The organism is Fusobacterium mortiferum ATCC 9817 (genome assembly GCF_000158195.2).
GTDB classification, from domain to species: domain Bacteria; phylum Fusobacteriota; class Fusobacteriia; order Fusobacteriales; family Fusobacteriaceae; genus Fusobacterium_A; species Fusobacterium_A mortiferum.
The window spans coordinates 164180-181516 of the sequence record NZ_GL987993.1; the positions used below are offsets into that span (position 1 = coordinate 164180).

Sequence of the window (17337 nt, forward strand, 5' to 3'; positions counted from 1 at the left end):
TATGAAAGTAACAAAAGCAGTCATACCAGCAGCAGGACTTGGTACTAGAGTATTACCAGCAACTAAGGCACAACCTAAAGAGATGCTAGTAATAGTAGATAAGCCATCATTACAATATATCATAGAAGAACTTGTAGAGTCTGGAATAAAAGATATAATCATAATTACTGGTAGAAATAAAAATAGTATTGAAGACCATTTTGATTACTCTTATGAATTAGAAGATACTCTTAAAAAAGATGGTAAAGATAAGCTATTAGGAAAAGTAGAGAGCATATCATCTATGGCTAATATCTGTTATGTTAGACAAAATCATCCAAAAGGATTAGGACATGCTATATTAAAAGCTAAATCTTTTGTAGGAGATGAGCCATTTGTAATAGCATTAGGAGATGATATAGTATATAATGATATACCAGTAGCAAAGCAACTAATAGATAATTACTCTAAATATCAATCTAGTATAGTAGGTTGTCAAGAGGTAAAAAAATCTGATGTATCTAAGTATGGAATAGTAAAACCATCTAAATCATTAGATGGAAAAACTGTAGAGATGGCAGATTTTATAGAGAAACCTAGTATAGAGGAAGCACCATCAAGATTTGCTTGTCTTGGAAGATATCTACTTACTCCAAGGATATTTGAATACTTAGAAAAAACAGAACCAGGAAAAGGTGGAGAGATACAGCTTACAGATGCTATAGTGGCTATGATGAAAGATGGAGAAAGGGTATTAGCTTACAACTTTGATGGAAAGAGATATGATATAGGTAATAAGTTTGGATTACTTAAAGCAAATATAGAGTTTGGACTAAGAAATGAGGAGACAAGAGAGGAACTATTAGAATATCTTAAGAATATCTAGGAGCAACTTATGTTTAAAATTAACCAAAATATATACAACAAAATAGGAGAGTTAGGTGTATATATCTACACCCTCTCTCTTTTTATATCCAAGTCAGGTGTAAATATAGGGCTAGGATTTTTAGTACTAGCCTTTTTACTCTATCTTTATGATAAGAGAAAAATAAATTTAACAACAGAGGAAAAATATATATTGGTTATCCTTATTCTACTACCAATATTTAGCCTTTTCTCAGTAGGTGGATATCACTCTTTTCAAAGAGCCTTAGAAAAATCATATAGATATATTGGACTTTTTTTTATACCTTATTTTCTTTATAAGGATAGAGTTGTAAAAATAGTATTATCACTTTTTTCCCTTAGTATAATAATATCTTTTATCAATGGTATTCTATACTACAAAAAACTTAAATGGAATTTTAATGTAAGGTTTCTTAGTTTTTCAAGTAATACATTAGATGAAGCACATATATTAGCTATGGGGAGTATGTTAATTTTAGTAGCTATTGTCTACTATATCAAAGAGAGAAAATATATATTTACCTCATTATTTACATTTACCCTTATCTTAGCAGTAGCAGCCTTGGTGATGACACAGGGAAGAGGAGCATGGCTAGGTTTTGGAGCTGGATTATTTGTAATTTCTTTCTTTCTCTTTAAAAGTAAAAAAATCTTTATAGCTATAACTATTCTTACTCTGCTTTTAGGTTATGGGGGTATCAATAGTAAAGCTTTAGAGAATAATAAATATATTAAGAGATTTGAAAGTATAAAAAATAAAGATAACTCTAGAATACTTCTATGGGAAAGTGGAATAGAGATGTACAAAGCTAATCCAATATTTGGAGTGGGAAGAGACAATGCTGGAGATTACTCTTTAGAGTATATGAAAAATCATTTTAAAGAGCAGAAACCTAACTATTTTTCTAAAAAAATGATGGAGTTAGCTGGTGCTGGGAATATACATAGCCTATATATCACATCTTTAGCTGAGGAAGGAATACTGTCTATCCCTTTTATAGGAATGTTCCTATTTATCTTATACAAGCAGATAAGATACTGTTTAACTAGGGAGAGAGATTTTAATTTCTATTTAGTAGTAGGTACAATGGGTATGCTTGTAGCCTTTTTAGTAGGTGGACTTACAGAAAATGTATGGAGAGAGATATGGAAATCTAATATGTTTGTCTTTATAGTTGGATTATATCTATCAAGAGTAAAACAAGAATGACTTTTGTTTAAAGAGGTCATTCTTATTTTTTAATTATATTTCAAAAAAGTTGGTAAAACTATAGCAAACGTATGTCAATGCTACTGGAATAAAAAAATTCTTTTTGTTAAAATTTTATTAAAAGATTGAACAGCTATGAACAGATATGAACCTGTTCTCTAGCTAAAGGGTAATGTTTTATGCTAAAATTTTAATGTGGGTGGTAGTGAGTAGAAGTGAGTTTTACTCAGTAGAAACTCATACAAAAATATGTTAGATTATAACAAAAAGAGAATGAGGAGGTAGCAAAATGGAAAGACCAGAATACTATGGAATTTTACCATCAAAGGTGAGATATGATGAGAGGCTAAAACCAATGGAGAAGATAATGTTTTCAGAGTTGACAGCTCTGGTACGTAAAAAGGGGTATTGCTATGCTAGTAATATGTATTTTGCAACTCTGTATGGGGTACATAAAAGTACTGTAAGTGCATGGATAAGTAACTTGGCAAAGTGTGGACATATAACTACAAAGTGTATAATGAAAGATAAGAGAGTGGAAGAGAGAAGAATATATATAGCAGAAGAAAGTGATATAAGTTATTTTCCTAAGTTGGAGAAGGAAAAGAGTAACATAGTAGATGATAAAATTTTAGATGAAATCTTCAAAGAAAAAATAGAGAGAAGAGAAAAAACTCCAGAGGAATTAGAAGATGTAAGAAAAAAACTTTTAAGGGATCTATTTGGATGTGAAGGGGAATAAAAAAATTACCAGGGTATCTATAAAAGAGTGGGGAGGGTATACATAAAAAAATCCCAAACCTATTCGTAAAAAGTAGAAGTATAATAGTACAAGAAGAATAATACAAGAGTAATAATATAAAAAGAATAATATATAATTATATAAGTTTTAAAGAGTTTAAAAATAATTGTAAATATTTATTTTAAAAAAAACAATAAAAACTTAACATATTCAAAATAAATTCTTTGCATTTTAATAATTTTATAGTATAATGTAGAATGAAAAATTAGAATTGGGAGGATTGTATCTACAAATGTCTAGAAAGAAAAAGTATGAAGATTATGATGAAGAATTTGAAAACGATGAAGATGAGATAGATCTAGCTGACCTTATCTTTACATTAATAAGAAGATGGAAGCTGATAGTTCTTACAGCTATACCAGTGGTAATATTAGGGGTAATATTTGCAATTACAAGACCAACTGTATATCAAGCAGAGACTACACTAATAGTATCTAACAATATGAGTAGTGTATCATTAGATAGTAGTGATATCTCTCTTAGCCAAAGACTAGTAATAACTTATTCAGAGATAGCTAAAAATAAATCTATCTTAAATAAAGTAATAAACAAATATGACTTAAAAGAAACAACAGAGCAATTAGCTAAATTAGTAACTATAACTCCAGTAGATAGTACAGAGTTAATATCTTTAACATATAAAAATAGTGATCCACAACTTGCAGCTATGGTAACAAATGAGATAGCTAATGAGTTTATGGATAAAGTAGTACAAGTAATGAGAGTAAGAAACGTAAATATAGTAGAGAAAGCTCAAGTACCTGTACAACCTCTTCCTAAAAAGAGAGCCCTTATACTTCTTGCATCAGTTGTTTTAGGATTAGCAGCTGGAACAGGAATGGCTTTCGTAATGGAGTTCCTACATAAAAAACTTAGAAAACCATCTGAGATACAAGCTATCTTAGGAGTTTCTATGATAGGAATGATACCAGACTTAGAGAATGTTATAGCTGAAAAGGATGAGGATAGTAATGAGTAAGAGAAAGATATTTTTTATACAAGAGGACAATATGGAGGCTACAGAAGCCTTTAGAACAGTGAGAACTAACCTTGCTTTCCAAAATGATAAAGAGATAGGTAGAAAGATAATGGTAACAAGCTCTATTCCAGGAGAGGGAAAATCTACTCTAGCTGGAAACTATGGTGCCAGTCTTGCTATAGCTGGGAAAAAAGTACTTCTAATAGACTGTGATATCAGAAGACCTAGAGCACATGAGAGCTTTGGAATAAAAGTAGAGAGAGGATTAGAATCAGTACTTACTGAAAATGTAAATCCTAAAGATGTAATTATAAAAGACCTAATCCCTAACTTTGACTTATTACCTACTAAGCATATGAGATACAATGTAACAGAGTTATTTATTGGAGATAAGATGAAAGAGGTAATCTCTAGCTTAGAAAATGAGTATAATACTATCATTCTAGATATGCCACCTCTAGCAGTAGCTTCAGATGCTGCTATCCTATCTAAATATGTAGATGGTGTAGTAGTAGTAGTAGCTTATGACCAAGTAGCAAAAAGAGAGCTTGAGTTTACAAAAGAGATGCTATCTAATGCAGGGGCAAATATCTATGGATTTGTTGTAACTAAGGTAGATAAAGGTGGATTATCTTATGGAAACTATGGATATTACAATAACTACTATTCATACTACCAAGAGTACTACAGTGACAGTAATGGAAATAGAAAAAAACACACTGTAAAGAAACCTAAGAGTAAGTTTGGTAAATTTATACATGATATAAAAGAGCAGTATAAAAGACAATTTTCAGGAGACTTGAAAGGGAAAAAATAATGGTTGATATTCATTCACACATACTTTTTGGAATAGATGATGGACCAATAGAGATAGAAGAGAGCATAGATATGATAAGACAGGCAGTATCTGTAGGATATACAGATATTGTCTGTTCTTCACACTATCTGATAGGTAGATTTGAAAATCTTAACTATGATAAAAACTTTGAGATTTTAAAAAATAGAATCCTAGAGGAAAAAATTCCTTTAAATATTCATAAAGGTAATGAGTTTGCCTTAGATCCAGAGTTTTCAGCTCATGAAAATAGAATAAATAAGATGGCTGGAAGTAGATATATACTGGTGGAATTAAAGGATGAACTTATATATGGAGCCTGTAAAAGTTTTTTTAAAAACGTTATAGCTAAAGGATATATTCCAATTTTTGCCCATGTAGAGAGATATCCTCATATCAAGGTACAGGAATTTAGAGAATTAGTAGATATGGGAGTGGTCCTACAGATGAATATTAGAATGGCAGTTAACCCTATACCTAAGGCTAAATATCTATTGGAGAATGGGTATATATCAATAATAGCTACAGATAGTCACCGTATGGGAAGAAGAGACTACAATATAGATGAGTATTTGAAAAAGTTGGAGAGTTCTTTAGGTAGGGAGCTTTTTCAAGTGCTTACGGAAGAGAATCCAAGAAAAGTGATAGAGGATAAAGAGATAGTTACAGAGATAAAGTATGAGGGAGATGGCGATGAAGAGAAGAAAGTTAATGGGATTGGCCGCATTTTTAGCAATTTGTTCAACAAGTTTTTCAAGTGATTTCTTTACTCTAGATGATGTACTAAACAGAGTAAAGGATACAAACCCACAGATTAGAGCCCAAAAGATGAATGAGGAGAGCAAAAGAGAACTAAAAGAAAAAGCTTGGAAAAACTTAGTTACTCCACCAGTAAATCTATCAAATGAAGATGAATGGGAAGTAGTAGAAAAATATGGAGTTGGACTTAAAGAGTTAGAAATGTATTTACCCATATTTGAAGGTGGAAGAACATTAAATAACTATAAAAAAGCAAAAACTCAATATGAGATAGCTCAAAAAGATAGTGACTTAGTAGGGATAGCAGCTCAAGAGGCAGCAGTGGCAAAATTCTTTGAAGCATTGAACTACAAAAAACAGATAGAGATAACTGATAAGGCAATAGAGGTTTTAGAAAAACAAAGAGAAAGAATATCTGATCTATATAATAATGGTAAATTAGTACCAAAGTCAGAGCTATTAAAGATAGAAGCTGATATAGAGAATAATAGAGGTATTAACTTAGAGAATAAGCAGAAAGAGGAAGCTAGCCTAGGAGAGTTAGCAAGATTATTAAACTATCCAGTAAATAGTCCATTGGAATTAAAGGATTTTAATCCATTACAATTTTTAGAGGCAAAGGCTCATATTACCGAGGAAAATAAGATACCTGTGGAGAATACTCTACTAGGTTCTAAGGAAGCTCTAAAATTAGATAGTGCTAACTATGATGTAAAGATAGCAAAATCAGCACTATATCCCACTATTTATACAAAATATACATATAGATATAGATATAATGATAATGGAACTTTAAGAAAATATGATGCTGATAAAAGAGATATATTTGAAGTAGGATTTAGATGGGTACTTTCTTGGGGAGCTGACTTAGACAATGTAAGATCTCAAGAGTATCTATATGAGAAAGCTAAGATAGAGTATGAGGATAACTTAAAGGGAATATCTCTTGATATGAAAAATAAGTTAGGAGAGATAAAGGCTCTATATGGAAAATCTCTAGCTATGGAGAAAAGAGCTAACTTACTTCAAGAGAATATGGATATAGATAGTATGAGATATGAGAATGAATTACTTACAACTTTCGACTACTTGAACTCTGTAAATAGTTTTAGAGAGGCTCAAGAGGATTACTATGAGTTACAAAGAAAGCTTGTATTAGCAGTAATAGAGTATGAAAATCTATATAGATAGGGAGAATAAATAATGGAGAGTGGAATGAAGAAGAAAATAGCTATAGGAGCTATAGTTACTGCATTAGTAGGTTATGGAGCCTATAAGATGAATATTTTAGGAACTACTGAGGTAAAGGTAGCTAGAATAGAGGTAGGAGATCTTTCAGATATGAACCTATATACAGGAATGGTAGTACCTGGAGAGATAAAACCTGTATATATCTCAGCTCCAGCAGTAATAGAGAGAATCTTAGTAAAAGATGGAGAGGAGATTACAAAAGATACAGAGCTTATACTATTTAGTAACAAAAGTATAATGGAAAATGATAAGGCTCTTAGAGTAAATGAACTAGATATACAAAATGTGAAGTTACAGATAGCTGACTTAGATTCTGGTTCTATGAAATTGGAATTAGATAACAGAGAGTTGGAGATAAAAAATCTAGAAGAGAAGATAAAAGCTGATATGAGAAGATTACCAGTAGTGACAGAGGAAGCTAGAACTCTTCAAAAAAGAGCAGAAGCATATATGCAACTACTATCTAAAGATGGAGTATCAGCAACTGAAGCAAGTAGAATAAATACTGAATCGGGAAGAAAACAGGTAGAGTTAGAGGATTTAAAAACTAACTTAGAGTTAAATAGACAAAAACATCAACTTATGGTAGTAAGTTATGAGAGTTTAAAAAGAGAGTTAAATATAGAAGAGGCAAAATTGAGATCTAGTCTTGAAAAGTTAGAATTGGAAAATGAGACATTAAAGATTAGAGAGAAACAATTAAAAGAGCCGCTTACTGCTGGAGTAGATGGAGTAGTAGTAGGAATAGATGTACAGGAAGGAAGTGTAACACAACCTGGAGAGAGATTACTAGCTGTATCTACAACTGGTGGAAATAGAGTAAATGTAGAGGTACCTCTATACCAATCTTCTGCTATAGCAAAGGGTCAACCAGCTATAATAGTATCTAGAGATAGTGATGGAGATAAGCAATATAAAGGTAAGGTAGAGAAAGTTTCTACTGCTGCTGTAGATAGTAAATACTCTAAAACTAAGGAAAAAGTAATTCAGGTAGAGGTATCAATAGATGAGGAAAATGATTTAAGACCTGGATTTATAGCTGATGTAGAGATCAGTGGACAAGCTAAAACAGCTGTACCAGTTGTAAATAGTTTCTCAGTAATAGAGGAAGATGGAGAGTACTTCGTATATATCAATGATGGTGGAAGAACTAGAAAACAAAAGGTAAATGTAGGAGCTAGAACAGTAAATAGCTATGAGATACTAGATTTACCAGTTGGAACACAGGTAATAGTAAATCCATTTAAAGTTAGAAACGGTGAAAAAATAAGGGTTGTTGAGTAAGATGAAGATGATATTCTGGTTTGCATGTAAGATGCTTTTGGGGAATAGTAAAAGAGCTATATTTCCTTTTTTAGGAGTAGTAGGAGGAATAACTGCACTTATTATGTCATTCTCACTAGGAGCAGGGGGAGAGGAGATAATATCTACTAATCTTTCAGCTATAGGGAGCAATAGAATAATGATAGGTGGGCAGGAGATGAGTGCTAGGGATATGCAGATAATAGAGAACTATCCCTTTGTAGAGTACACACTCTTTCCTGGAGCTAGAGAAAACAGTGGAAACAATATATTTATTGGGTATTCTCAAAAGGCACTTATGGCATTGGGACTTAGAAATCTAGGAGATAGAGAAGTCATACTAGATAAGAATCAGTTTCCAGATAAGCAGCCAGGAGATAGGGTAGACCTAGTTACAGAAAATGGAGTAAGAAGTTTTACTGTAGCAGGAATCTATGAAGAGAAAAACCCTTTTGAACTGATGAAACAGGGAAATAGAATAATAGTTTCTCAAGGATATTTTGAGAGGCTATTTGGAAAATATAGGTATAATGAGCTCATTGTATCTTTTGATAAAAACGAAGATGCTGAGGACCTAATCCCTTTACTATTAAAGAGATTTAATGAGGATAGAAGAAGTTATGGACAGGTGAGATTACTTGAAACACCTGAAGTATATAAAAGAATTGTTAAAATTCAAAGAATGGTAAAAAATACATTGGGTATTCTATCTTTTATATCTCTATGTATTGGAGGATTTGGTATAATGAACCTAATAGCAGGGGGAGTGAGAGCTAGAACTGGACATATAGGTATACTAAGAGCTATGGGTATGTCTAGAGAAAATATCGTAAAGATATTTTTAGCAGAGGGAGTTATTATCTCTATAATAGGATCACTTTCAGGTGTTATAATAGGTGTAATAGGTGCTATCTTAAGTGGAAAACTTATAATGATACCACCACAATTTAATGTGTTACAAATTTTATTTGCTCTAGTAGTCTCTTTGGCATTTGGTATAGGAATGGGAGTGTATCCAGCAAGAAAAGCTGGTAATATAGCTATTACAGATGCACTAAGAGATATTTAGATATATTTATTACAATTAGGAGGGAAGAAAATGATGAAAAAATTATTACTAGGAAGTTTACTAGTTTCATCTGCCGCTTTAGCAGTAGGACCAGAAGCAGCTGTTACTTCATCAGCTGCAGTATCATCTAACGAAGTAGGAACAGGAAAATATTTCTACATAGCTCAAAATTATCAAGAGCTAGCAGCTGTTCCAGGATTTACTATGAGTGCTCCAGCAGGATTAGTTCCAGGTAAAGGAGTAGTATTTGCAGGTATTGGAGGACTTCATACTAATGGTAAGAAAGGAAACGATACTGACGGATCAATGGCAGTAGGATTTGGATACGGAAATCCTTATGAAACAGTAGGAGGAGCTGTATCATTATCACTAGGAAGTATCAATCCTGATGATGGAGGAGCATTCAACAGAGGATCTCTTAATCTATCTTTAGGACACAACTTCTCACAATATGGATTAGGAGTAGCAGTTGGGGTAAATACTATAGACTTATGGCATGACAATGGTAAAGATGAGATGGATGAAAGCTACTATACATCAGTAACTAAATTATTACCAAATGATGTAGCACCAGTTGTTGTAACAGCAGGATTAGGAAATAATGACTTTGCAAAAGTAAACGAAGATGGAGATAAGAAAGATCACGTATATCCATTCGTGTCAGTTGCAGCATATGTAATGCCACAATTAAGCTTAATCGCTGACTATACAAGTGGAGTAACTACTTTAGGAGTAGGAATTGTTCCATCACCAAAATTACCAATAACTATCACAATGGGAGCTTACAACGTAAACAAACAAACTGTTGATACAGGAAATGACAAAGTATCTTTCGTAGGTTCTCTATCTGCATCATATGCATTCTAGTTTTAGAGAAAATTAAAAGGAGGAATAAGAATGAAAAAATTATTAGTACTTGCTTTAATGGCATTATCAGTAGCAGTATTTGCAGCTGATGAGAATACATCTTCTGATTCAGCTACTGGAACTACAACTTCAGCTGAAGCTACTACAACTACTTCAGTAGGAGGAGCAGCACCAGTTAGCGTTGGAGAATCTTTCATGGGAGCATTCGGAATGGGATCATCATCTCCAGCTGGAACTTCATCTTCAAACTCAGTAGGTTCAGTATCTTCTGGAATGTCTTCAATCGGATCAAACACAGTAAATAACGTAACTACAACTACACCATATTCTTATAAATAAGAAATATAAAGAGCCTTTAGCTTTTAGCTAAGGGCTTTTTTATTTTATATTAAAATTTTGATATTAAGTTTATAAATTTTTAGAAAATTTCTTTTCAACTTATAAAAATTATAGTATAATAGTAAAATATTATAAATTTAATTAGGAGAAAAGAGAATGGCAAAAGAGAAAGAAGAGTATGGATTATTTACTGCTATTGCTATGATAGTGGGAATAGTAATAGGTTCAGGTATATTTTTTAAAAGTGATAACATATTAGTATATACCAATGGAAGTATAATAAAGGGAGTGGCAGTATTTGTAATAGCCGCTATTGGAATAATATTCGGAAGTCTTGCTATAGCTGTTTTAGCAACAAAAACTACCAAGCCTGGTGGAGTTATTACCTATGCAGATGAGTATGTAGGAAGAAAAATAGCTGGAGCTTTTGGATGGTTTCAGGTATTTATCTACTATCCATCACTATTAGCTGTGGTATCTTGGATAGTTGGGGTATATATGTGTATGCTTATGGGGTGGGAAGCTACTCCAGAGAGAATGGCAATAATAGGAGCAATAGCATTTTTAGGATGCTATACTATCAACTATTTCTCAGCATTACTAGGAGGATTTTTCCAAAACTTTACTACTATATCTAAAGTTATTTTAATAGGAGTATTGGCTATAGCTGGATTTAAGTATGGATATCCTAAGATTATAACTAATGCAGAGATACTAGCAGCTGGGGGGGCACTAGCTTGGTTGGGAGCTCTAGCTCCAATAGCTTTTTCATATGATGGTTGGGTAGTTTCTACCTCTATATCACATGAGATAAAAAACTCTAAAAAAAATCTACCAATAGCTCTTATAATAGGACCTATATTTGTATTGGTAGCATATGTACTATATTTTGTGGGAATAAGTATCTTAGTTGGTCCAGAAAGAATAATGGAACTAGGGGATGCCCATGTAAATGAAGCTGTAACTATGTTATTTGGAACAGCAGGAGCAAAGATATTTTTAATCTTCATAATATTTTCAGTGTTGGGAACTCTTAATGGATTTACATTAGGATTTTTAAGAATGCCTTACTCACTAGCTATTAGAGGAATGTTTCCAATGGCAGAAAAGATTAGCTATTTAGAGGAAGGACATCATGTACCTAAGTTTTCAGCTAAGATAGCTTTTGTAATTACGGCAGTATTTATAGTTATTAACTACATAGCTCAAAAGTATAATCTAATACCAAACTCTGATATTTCAGAGATTCCTATAGTAGCTAGTTATATTCTATATATTATTCTTTATTTCTGTGTAATTAAGCTATATAGAAAAGGAGAAGTAGATGGAGCTATGAAAGGATTAATAATCCCTATAATAGCTATTTTAGGGTCTTTGATAATAATAGTAGGGGGATTACAAAATCCAATGACATTTATTTATTTGGGAATTTGTGCTGTTGTTATATTGATAGCTTTAAAATATTTGAGTAATAAAAAAATTGCCTAAATTAAATAAATACTGTATAATATCTCATGTGTAAAAAATTATGGAGGAAAAGAAAAGTGAGAGAGTTAGATGAAAGAAATTTATGAAGAAGAGGATGAGATAGATTTAATGGAGCTTTTTCATACAATATTAAAGCATAAGGTAAAGATAGTTATAGTAACTATAGTAGTTATGTTATTATCTACTTTAGGTGGATATATCTATAATAGATTAAATAGTTTTAATACAGCTATTATAGGTTTTAATTATCCAGAGTTACAAAAAGGAAAAAATCCAGATGGCTCAATATTTTTAAGAACTGATATTATACCTCTAGATGTAATTAATGATACTTATAATATGTACCAAGAGAAATTAGGCGGAAAAAAATTAGATGATTTTAGAAACTCTATAGAGGTAGAAGGAATAATACCAGATTCTACACAAACCCTTATAGATAATGCATTAAAAAGAGGAGAAACTCTATCTTTTACTGCTAGTAACTACAGAATTAAGATTAAAGAAAAAGATAAAGAGATATTAAATAAGTTAATAAATGATTCAATAAGTAGTTATATTACTAAGCATAAACCCAATTATATAATTCAAACAATAGGAGATGAAATATATAATTATGACTATAGTGACAGCTATATCTTATTGGATGAAAGATTAAAAATGATGGAAATGGCTATAGCTTCTTATGAAAATAAAAATTATATCTCTACTAAATTGGGATACTCTTTTGGAATGATAAGTGAAAGAACAAGAAATTTAAAAAATGTAGAATTAAAAGATTACTATTCGTATTATTCAATAAATGGACTTTCAAAAGATAGCAGTAATAAATTACTTAGAGTAGATTCTGAAATTCAAGATCTAATACTTGAAAATCAAGCTTTAAATGGTAAAGTAGAGGTTTTAAATGAAATGTTACACAATTTTAAACCTACTCAGAAACAAATAGTAATACCTAATATAGCAAATGAAGGAGTAGATATTGAGGATAAAAATGATTACTATTCAAAGTTGGTAGAAGATTATGTAGCATTAAATAATAATATAGAAGACAATAAAGTAAAAATACAACTATTAGAAAATAGTAAAGTAGATATTAAGGCACCTAGTGCTGAAGAGATTAAAAATTTAGATGATAAATTAAGAGTTGTTGTAGAAAAAGCAAATAAAATAATAGAGGATATGAATATTTTAAGTAGAGAGTATATTGACTCTACTTATTCAGATATGATAAAAATAGTATCTCCAGTTACTACAGACACAGAAGGAAAGCCATTAATATTATTTGTAGGTGTGGGAGCTGTGTTAGGAATAATGTTAGGAGTATTTTTAGCATTTATGGCGGAGTTTATAAGAAACTATAAAAATAAGTATTCAAAATAATAATATGGGGAATAGTTAAAAACTATTCCTTTTTTTGATAACTAGGAGGTAGCTATGGAAAGAGTATTTCTTTATGATATGGACAGAGTTTTGCTTATATTTTTACTTTTAGCAGATTTAGAAAAAGATAATATTACCTATATAACTTATGAAGGAAAAGAGAAAATCTTAGAAAAACTTGTAGGACAAAAGATAGTTTTAGAAAAATCTAGAATGTATGCTAAAAATCCCAAATTTAATAGATTTAAAATGGCTAGCTATATAGGAGATATAAGGCATGAATTAGCTCCACTTCTTAATAGGATAGAGAAGGGAGAGAGTGAGCTATATGGTATGGATAATCTTGAGCTTGGAAGAAGAGTATTCTATAAAGAGAAAATAAATGTTATAGAGGAAGGGACTTTAAACTATATGCCATATAAGGCAGCTCCTAGTGGTATGAAAGAGAAGATACAGGATATTATAGCCAAACTCTATGGAATAGGAGAGAGAAAAGTTTTGATGGGCTATGGAGATAGATGTAAAAAAATCTATCTCACATCTTCACTTTGTGAAAAAATACCTCAAGGGCTTGAAAATAAAGCTGAGGTAATAGATCTTCAAGAGCTATGGAATAAAAAAAGTGAAAATGAAAAGAGATTGATAAAAGATGTTTTTAGTTTTAATGAGGAGATATTTCAAAAGGTAGATGGAGAAACAGTTATGCTCTTTACCCAACCTATGTCAGAGGATGGAATAATTTCAGAGGAGAGAAAGATAGAACTATATAGTAAAGTATTAGCTAACTATTCAAATAAGTCTATTATAATAAAACCTCATCCAAGAGAAAAAACAGATTATTCTAAATATTTTAAAGAGTATTATGTGATGAAAGAGAAGTATCCAGTGGAACTTTTAAGTGTTATGGGAATAAAACTAGAAAGAGTGGTTACTCTTTTCTCCACAGCTGTATTTGGTTTTGGAAAAGATGTAGCAATAGATTTTTATGGAACAGAGGTAGATGATAAACTCTTTGAAAGATTTGGAAGTTGTGATAGTATAATGATAAGAAATGTAGAGCTTTAAAAATAGGAGAAAATAATGAGTAGTGGAGGAAAAATAACTAAAAATATAGCTTGGCTTATGTTTGACCAAGTATTTATACTGTTGTTACAATTTTTAGTAGGAATAAAAATTGCCAACTACTATGGGGCAGAACTCTATGGAAAATATAATTATGCTGTATCTCTAGTAGTATTTTCAGCAATACTATTTGAGTTGCTCAATAGTAGGGTAATAAAAAAGCACTATACAGAGGATAACTTCAATAATGTTATCTTCAATGTGAATTTTTTTCGTAACAGTATGGCAGGGATAATAATATTTATACCTGTAATTTTAAAATTTACAGTTGGTATGGATAATCTTCTTTTCTATATGCTACTGCTTATCTGTTTAGATAATATACTTACTACAGCAACCTATGGGATAGAAAACTTTTTTGAGTTTAAACTAGAATCTAGAAGAATAGTTATCTCCAATAATATAGTAAAGATAATATCCTATACACTTCAATATATTGGAATGCTATTTGGAGTGGGGATAATAGCTGTTCCTGCCATAAGGTGCATAGGTAGCCTTATAAGAATGGGAATATTGAAATTTCAATATAGAAGAACCTACTTATCAAAACTTTCAAATATAGAGAGAAGGATAGATAAAAATCTACTCTATCAGATAATAGATGAAGGGAAATTTTTGTGGGTAACCTATATATCATTTTTAGTCTATACTCAAGTGGATAGACTTATGATAAAATACTATATGGGAGTAGCAGATGTAGGGATATATACAATAGGAGTGCAGCTATCTACTATCTTAGCTATACTTTTAGGTCCTGTACAAAATTCACTTTTTCCTAAGATGATGGAGCTGTATAGAAAGGATTATAAGGAGTATTACCAATTTTATCTTTTTTCTAATACTCTAGTGACACAATTTTATTTTATAATAACCTTAGTATCAATAGTTGTAGTAAAATATACCTTTGGATATGTATATGCACAGGAATATAGTCCAGCAATAGGAGTTTATACTATTTTAGCAGTATCAATATTTATAAAGGCTAATGGTTCATTGCAGACTGGACATATGACACTTAAAAATATAACTAAGAAAAGTTTTTATAAGACACTTATAAGTCTTATACTAAATATAATTTTAAATGCTCTCCTTATACCTAGATATGGAATAGATGGAGCTGCTATTGCCACACTTATTACTCAGTTTACAGCTCTATTTTTAATAGATTTCTTTATAGCAGAGTACAGGGAGCAAGCTTGGATTCAATTAAAATCATTTAATACTTTTTATCTTTTGAAGGAGATTATTAAAAAATATAGAAGTAGAAAGGAGAAGCAAAATGTATAAAGGGAAAAAAATATTGGGAATAATACCAGCTAGAGGTGGAAGCAAGGGGATACCTTCAAAAAATATAATAGAGATATATGGGAAACCACTTATACAATATTCAATAGAGTGTGCTAACTCATCAAAATATTTAGATAGGACAGTTATTTCTACTGATGATTTGGAAATAAAAGCTGTGGCAGAAAAATTTGGTGGAGATGTTCCTTTTATGAGGCCTGCAGAGTTAGCTCAAGACACATCTAAGACAATAGATGCAGTGGTGCACGCTATAAATTGGCTAAAGGAGCATGGAGAGGAGTATGATTATCTAGTATTACTTCAAAATACTGTACCTCTTAGAAAAGGTTGGCATATAGATGAGGCAATAGAAAAGCTTTTTGAAAGTGATGAGAAAAGCCTTGTAAGTGTTACAGAAGTTGATGAGAACCCAGTACTTATGAGAACTATTAATGAAGATGGAACTGTAAAAAATCTTCTTTCATTAAATAGTACAATGAGAAGACAGGATTTTCCAAAGTTCTATAGAGTAAATGGAGCTATATATATTCAAGAGTTAAATGAGGATTTTGGTTTAGATACAAGTCTTAATGATGGTAGACTTGCCTATGTGATGAATGAAAAATACTCAGTGGACATAGATACATATCTTGATATTAAAAAGATAGAGTACTATCTAGATCAAGAACTTAATAATAAATAAGAGTACAAAAATATTTATTTTCTCTATATATTATGATATAATAATGAAGAATAAATCTTTATTATAGTATAGGAGGAAAGAGAAATGAATGTTGAGAAAATTAGAAAAATCTGTGTAATAGCTTTTATTGTAGTTGGACTAGCTTGTATATTTGTAGAGAAAGCTAATGCACCTAAAGAGTATACTGGTGTAGGAGATGGATTTAATGATGAGATTACTGTAACAATACTTGCTAAGAAAAATTCTAAAGGTGAAGTTAGAATCTCTGATATAAAATATACACATGATGATACAGCAGCAATAGCTGACCCAGCAATAGGACAATTAATTACTCAAATAAAATCTACTCAAGATATATCAAAACTAGATGCAGTAGCAGGAGCAACATATAGCTCAGAGGGATTTATAATGGCTGTAGAGGATGCTGTATCTAAGATAGAAGACTAGAATTAGAATTTAAGAAATTGGAATAAATTAAAATAAATCAAGAATGACTTTTGTTTAAAGAATAAAGAGTAAGAATTTACTTTTATTCTTCTTAATCTATGTCATTCTTTTTTTATTTTTGTAACAATTTTGTCACAAATATTCAGTATAACAAAATCTGCTACTATCTCGCGTAATGGAAGTGGTAAGTATTTTATCTCTTTGTTATGTGAAACTGATATTCAAGAATTACCAAAAACTAATTCATCAGTAGGAATTGACTTAGGTATTAAAGATATGGCTATTTTATCTACTGGAGAAAAAATTGAAAATCTTAAATTTAGAAAACAATTAGAAGATAAACTAAAAAGAGAACAGAGAAAACTTTCTAAAAGACTTCTAATTGCTAAAAAAGAAAATAGAAAATTAAGCGAAGCTAAAAATATATTGACTGAAGGTCTAAGAATAAAACAAGCAGTCTAAAAATAAAAAGAACCGTAGGAACTACGGGGTTAGCTTGGTAAATATAGTTGGCTAACAAAAGCAACTACTTCCCAAGAAGAAGCTCCCACTTCAAAAATTACAAAGTAATTTTAAGTGGGAGAGGTTCACAATATAAAAAATCATAGAATTCTC

Annotated in this window: 18 protein-coding genes; all 18 read left to right on the top strand. The window is 31.1% G+C overall.

What is annotated here, in order from left to right:
• Nucleotide 1 precedes the first annotated feature (1 nt).
• The 18 genes from galU to FMAG_RS09140 all read left to right on the top strand — a co-directional run bounded on the left by galU (nucleotide 2) and on the right by FMAG_RS09140 (nucleotide 17184).
• The gene (galU, locus tag FMAG_RS09055; protein WP_005886096.1) at nucleotides 2-865 is read left to right on the top strand and encodes a UTP--glucose-1-phosphate uridylyltransferase GalU; all 864 of its coding nucleotides are present in this window, start codon (nucleotides 2-4) and stop codon (nucleotides 863-865) included.
• A gap of 9 nt (nucleotides 866-874) precedes the next feature.
• Nucleotides 875-2095, top strand: coding sequence for an O-antigen ligase family protein (locus FMAG_RS09060; protein WP_005886098.1), 1221 nt, complete (start codon nucleotides 875-877; stop codon nucleotides 2093-2095).
• A 289-nt stretch (nucleotides 2096-2384) separates the two neighbouring features.
• Complete coding sequence (locus tag FMAG_RS13385; protein WP_005886100.1) at nucleotides 2385-2837, top strand: helix-turn-helix domain-containing protein; 453 nt, start codon at nucleotides 2385-2387, stop codon at nucleotides 2835-2837.
• A gap of 292 nt (nucleotides 2838-3129) precedes the next feature.
• Nucleotides 3130-3876: a YveK family protein gene (locus FMAG_RS09070; protein WP_005886102.1), complete on the top strand. Its 747-nt coding sequence runs from the start codon at nucleotides 3130-3132 to the stop codon at nucleotides 3874-3876.
• Between the two features lie 31 nt (nucleotides 3877-3907).
• A complete protein-coding gene (locus tag FMAG_RS09075) occupies nucleotides 3908-4693 on the top strand; it encodes a CpsD/CapB family tyrosine-protein kinase (RefSeq protein WP_235242667.1) in 786 nt (261 codons plus the stop codon).
• Complete coding sequence (locus FMAG_RS09080; RefSeq protein WP_005886104.1) at nucleotides 4693-5472, top strand: tyrosine-protein phosphatase; 780 nt, start codon at nucleotides 4693-4695, stop codon at nucleotides 5470-5472. Before FMAG_RS09075 ends, FMAG_RS09080 begins: the two co-directional genes overlap by 1 nt.
• Nucleotides 5405-6661, top strand: coding sequence for a TolC family protein (locus tag FMAG_RS09085; protein ID WP_040494016.1), 1257 nt, complete (start codon nucleotides 5405-5407; stop codon nucleotides 6659-6661). Before FMAG_RS09080 ends, FMAG_RS09085 begins: the two co-directional genes overlap by 68 nt.
• Nucleotides 6662-6685: 24 nt before the next feature.
• Nucleotides 6686-8005 (top strand): HlyD family secretion protein, encoded by a 1320-nt coding sequence (locus FMAG_RS09090; protein WP_187073671.1) that lies wholly within the window; start codon nucleotides 6686-6688, stop codon nucleotides 8003-8005.
• Nucleotide 8006: 1 nt separating this feature from the next.
• Nucleotides 8007-9092 (top strand): ABC transporter permease, encoded by a 1086-nt coding sequence (locus tag FMAG_RS09095; RefSeq protein WP_040494018.1) that lies wholly within the window; start codon nucleotides 8007-8009, stop codon nucleotides 9090-9092.
• A 30-nt stretch (nucleotides 9093-9122) separates the two neighbouring features.
• The gene (locus FMAG_RS09100) at nucleotides 9123-9959 is read left to right on the top strand and encodes a hypothetical protein (RefSeq protein ID WP_106991798.1); all 837 of its coding nucleotides are present in this window, start codon (nucleotides 9123-9125) and stop codon (nucleotides 9957-9959) included.
• A 30-nt stretch (nucleotides 9960-9989) separates the two neighbouring features.
• Nucleotides 9990-10298, top strand: coding sequence for a hypothetical protein (locus FMAG_RS09105; RefSeq protein ID WP_005886113.1), 309 nt, complete (start codon nucleotides 9990-9992; stop codon nucleotides 10296-10298).
• A gap of 156 nt (nucleotides 10299-10454) precedes the next feature.
• Entirely contained in the window at nucleotides 10455-11786 is a 1332-nt protein-coding gene (locus FMAG_RS09110) for an APC family permease (protein ID WP_005886115.1), read from the top strand.
• Between the two features lie 69 nt (nucleotides 11787-11855).
• Nucleotides 11856-13166: a GumC domain-containing protein gene (locus FMAG_RS09115; protein ID WP_005886117.1), complete on the top strand. Its 1311-nt coding sequence runs from the start codon at nucleotides 11856-11858 to the stop codon at nucleotides 13164-13166.
• Nucleotides 13167-13220: 54 nt separating this feature from the next.
• The gene (locus FMAG_RS13390) at nucleotides 13221-14231 is read left to right on the top strand and encodes a glycosyltransferase family 52 (RefSeq protein ID WP_005886119.1); all 1011 of its coding nucleotides are present in this window, start codon (nucleotides 13221-13223) and stop codon (nucleotides 14229-14231) included.
• A 15-nt stretch (nucleotides 14232-14246) separates the two neighbouring features.
• Nucleotides 14247-15575 carry an oligosaccharide flippase family protein gene (locus FMAG_RS09125; RefSeq protein ID WP_005886121.1) on the top strand — a complete coding sequence of 443 codons (1329 nt, stop codon included), beginning with the start codon at nucleotides 14247-14249 and terminating at the stop codon, nucleotides 15573-15575.
• On the top strand, nucleotides 15568-16275 hold the full coding sequence (locus FMAG_RS09130) for an acylneuraminate cytidylyltransferase family protein (RefSeq protein ID WP_005886123.1): 708 nt from the start codon (nucleotides 15568-15570) through the stop codon (nucleotides 16273-16275). Before FMAG_RS09125 ends, FMAG_RS09130 begins: the two co-directional genes overlap by 8 nt.
• A gap of 84 nt (nucleotides 16276-16359) precedes the next feature.
• Nucleotides 16360-16722 (top strand): FMN-binding protein, encoded by a 363-nt coding sequence (locus FMAG_RS09135; protein ID WP_005886124.1) that lies wholly within the window; start codon nucleotides 16360-16362, stop codon nucleotides 16720-16722.
• Between the two features lie 129 nt (nucleotides 16723-16851).
• A complete protein-coding gene (locus FMAG_RS09140) occupies nucleotides 16852-17184 on the top strand; it encodes a transposase (protein WP_005886126.1) in 333 nt (110 codons plus the stop codon).
• Nucleotides 17185-17337 lie beyond the last annotated feature (153 nt).

Excerpts from the sequence above, each read along its gene's own strand:
- FMAG_RS09110 (WP_005886115.1), top strand. The coding sequence starts at position 10,455 with ATGGCAAAAGAGAAAGAAGAGTATGGATTATTTACTGCTATTGCTATG.
- FMAG_RS09080 (WP_005886104.1), top strand. The coding sequence starts at position 4,693 with ATGGTTGATATTCATTCACACATACTTTTTGGAATAGATGATGGACCA.
- FMAG_RS09090 (WP_187073671.1), top strand. The coding sequence starts at position 6,686 with ATGAAGAAGAAAATAGCTATAGGAGCTATAGTTACTGCATTAGTAGGT.
- FMAG_RS09100 (WP_106991798.1), top strand. The coding sequence starts at position 9,123 with ATGATGAAAAAATTATTACTAGGAAGTTTACTAGTTTCATCTGCCGCT.
- galU (WP_005886096.1), top strand. The coding sequence starts at position 2 with ATGAAAGTAACAAAAGCAGTCATACCAGCAGCAGGACTTGGTACTAGA.
- FMAG_RS09130 (WP_005886123.1), top strand. The coding sequence starts at position 15,568 with ATGTATAAAGGGAAAAAAATATTGGGAATAATACCAGCTAGAGGTGGA.
- FMAG_RS13385 (WP_005886100.1), top strand. The coding sequence starts at position 2,385 with ATGGAAAGACCAGAATACTATGGAATTTTACCATCAAAGGTGAGATAT.
- FMAG_RS09060 (WP_005886098.1), top strand. The coding sequence starts at position 875 with ATGTTTAAAATTAACCAAAATATATACAACAAAATAGGAGAGTTAGGT.
- FMAG_RS09085 (WP_040494016.1), top strand. The coding sequence starts at position 5,405 with ATGAAGAGAAGAAAGTTAATGGGATTGGCCGCATTTTTAGCAATTTGT.
- FMAG_RS13390 (WP_005886119.1), top strand. The coding sequence starts at position 13,221 with ATGGAAAGAGTATTTCTTTATGATATGGACAGAGTTTTGCTTATATTT.
- FMAG_RS09115 (WP_005886117.1), top strand. The coding sequence starts at position 11,856 with ATGAAAGAAATTTATGAAGAAGAGGATGAGATAGATTTAATGGAGCTT.
- FMAG_RS09135 (WP_005886124.1), top strand. The coding sequence starts at position 16,360 with ATGAATGTTGAGAAAATTAGAAAAATCTGTGTAATAGCTTTTATTGTA.
- FMAG_RS09095 (WP_040494018.1), top strand. The coding sequence starts at position 8,007 with ATGAAGATGATATTCTGGTTTGCATGTAAGATGCTTTTGGGGAATAGT.
- FMAG_RS09125 (WP_005886121.1), top strand. The coding sequence starts at position 14,247 with ATGAGTAGTGGAGGAAAAATAACTAAAAATATAGCTTGGCTTATGTTT.
- FMAG_RS09075 (WP_235242667.1), top strand. The coding sequence starts at position 3,908 with ATGGAGGCTACAGAAGCCTTTAGAACAGTGAGAACTAACCTTGCTTTC.
- FMAG_RS09070 (WP_005886102.1), top strand. The coding sequence starts at position 3,130 with ATGTCTAGAAAGAAAAAGTATGAAGATTATGATGAAGAATTTGAAAAC.
- FMAG_RS09105 (WP_005886113.1), top strand. The coding sequence starts at position 9,990 with ATGAAAAAATTATTAGTACTTGCTTTAATGGCATTATCAGTAGCAGTA.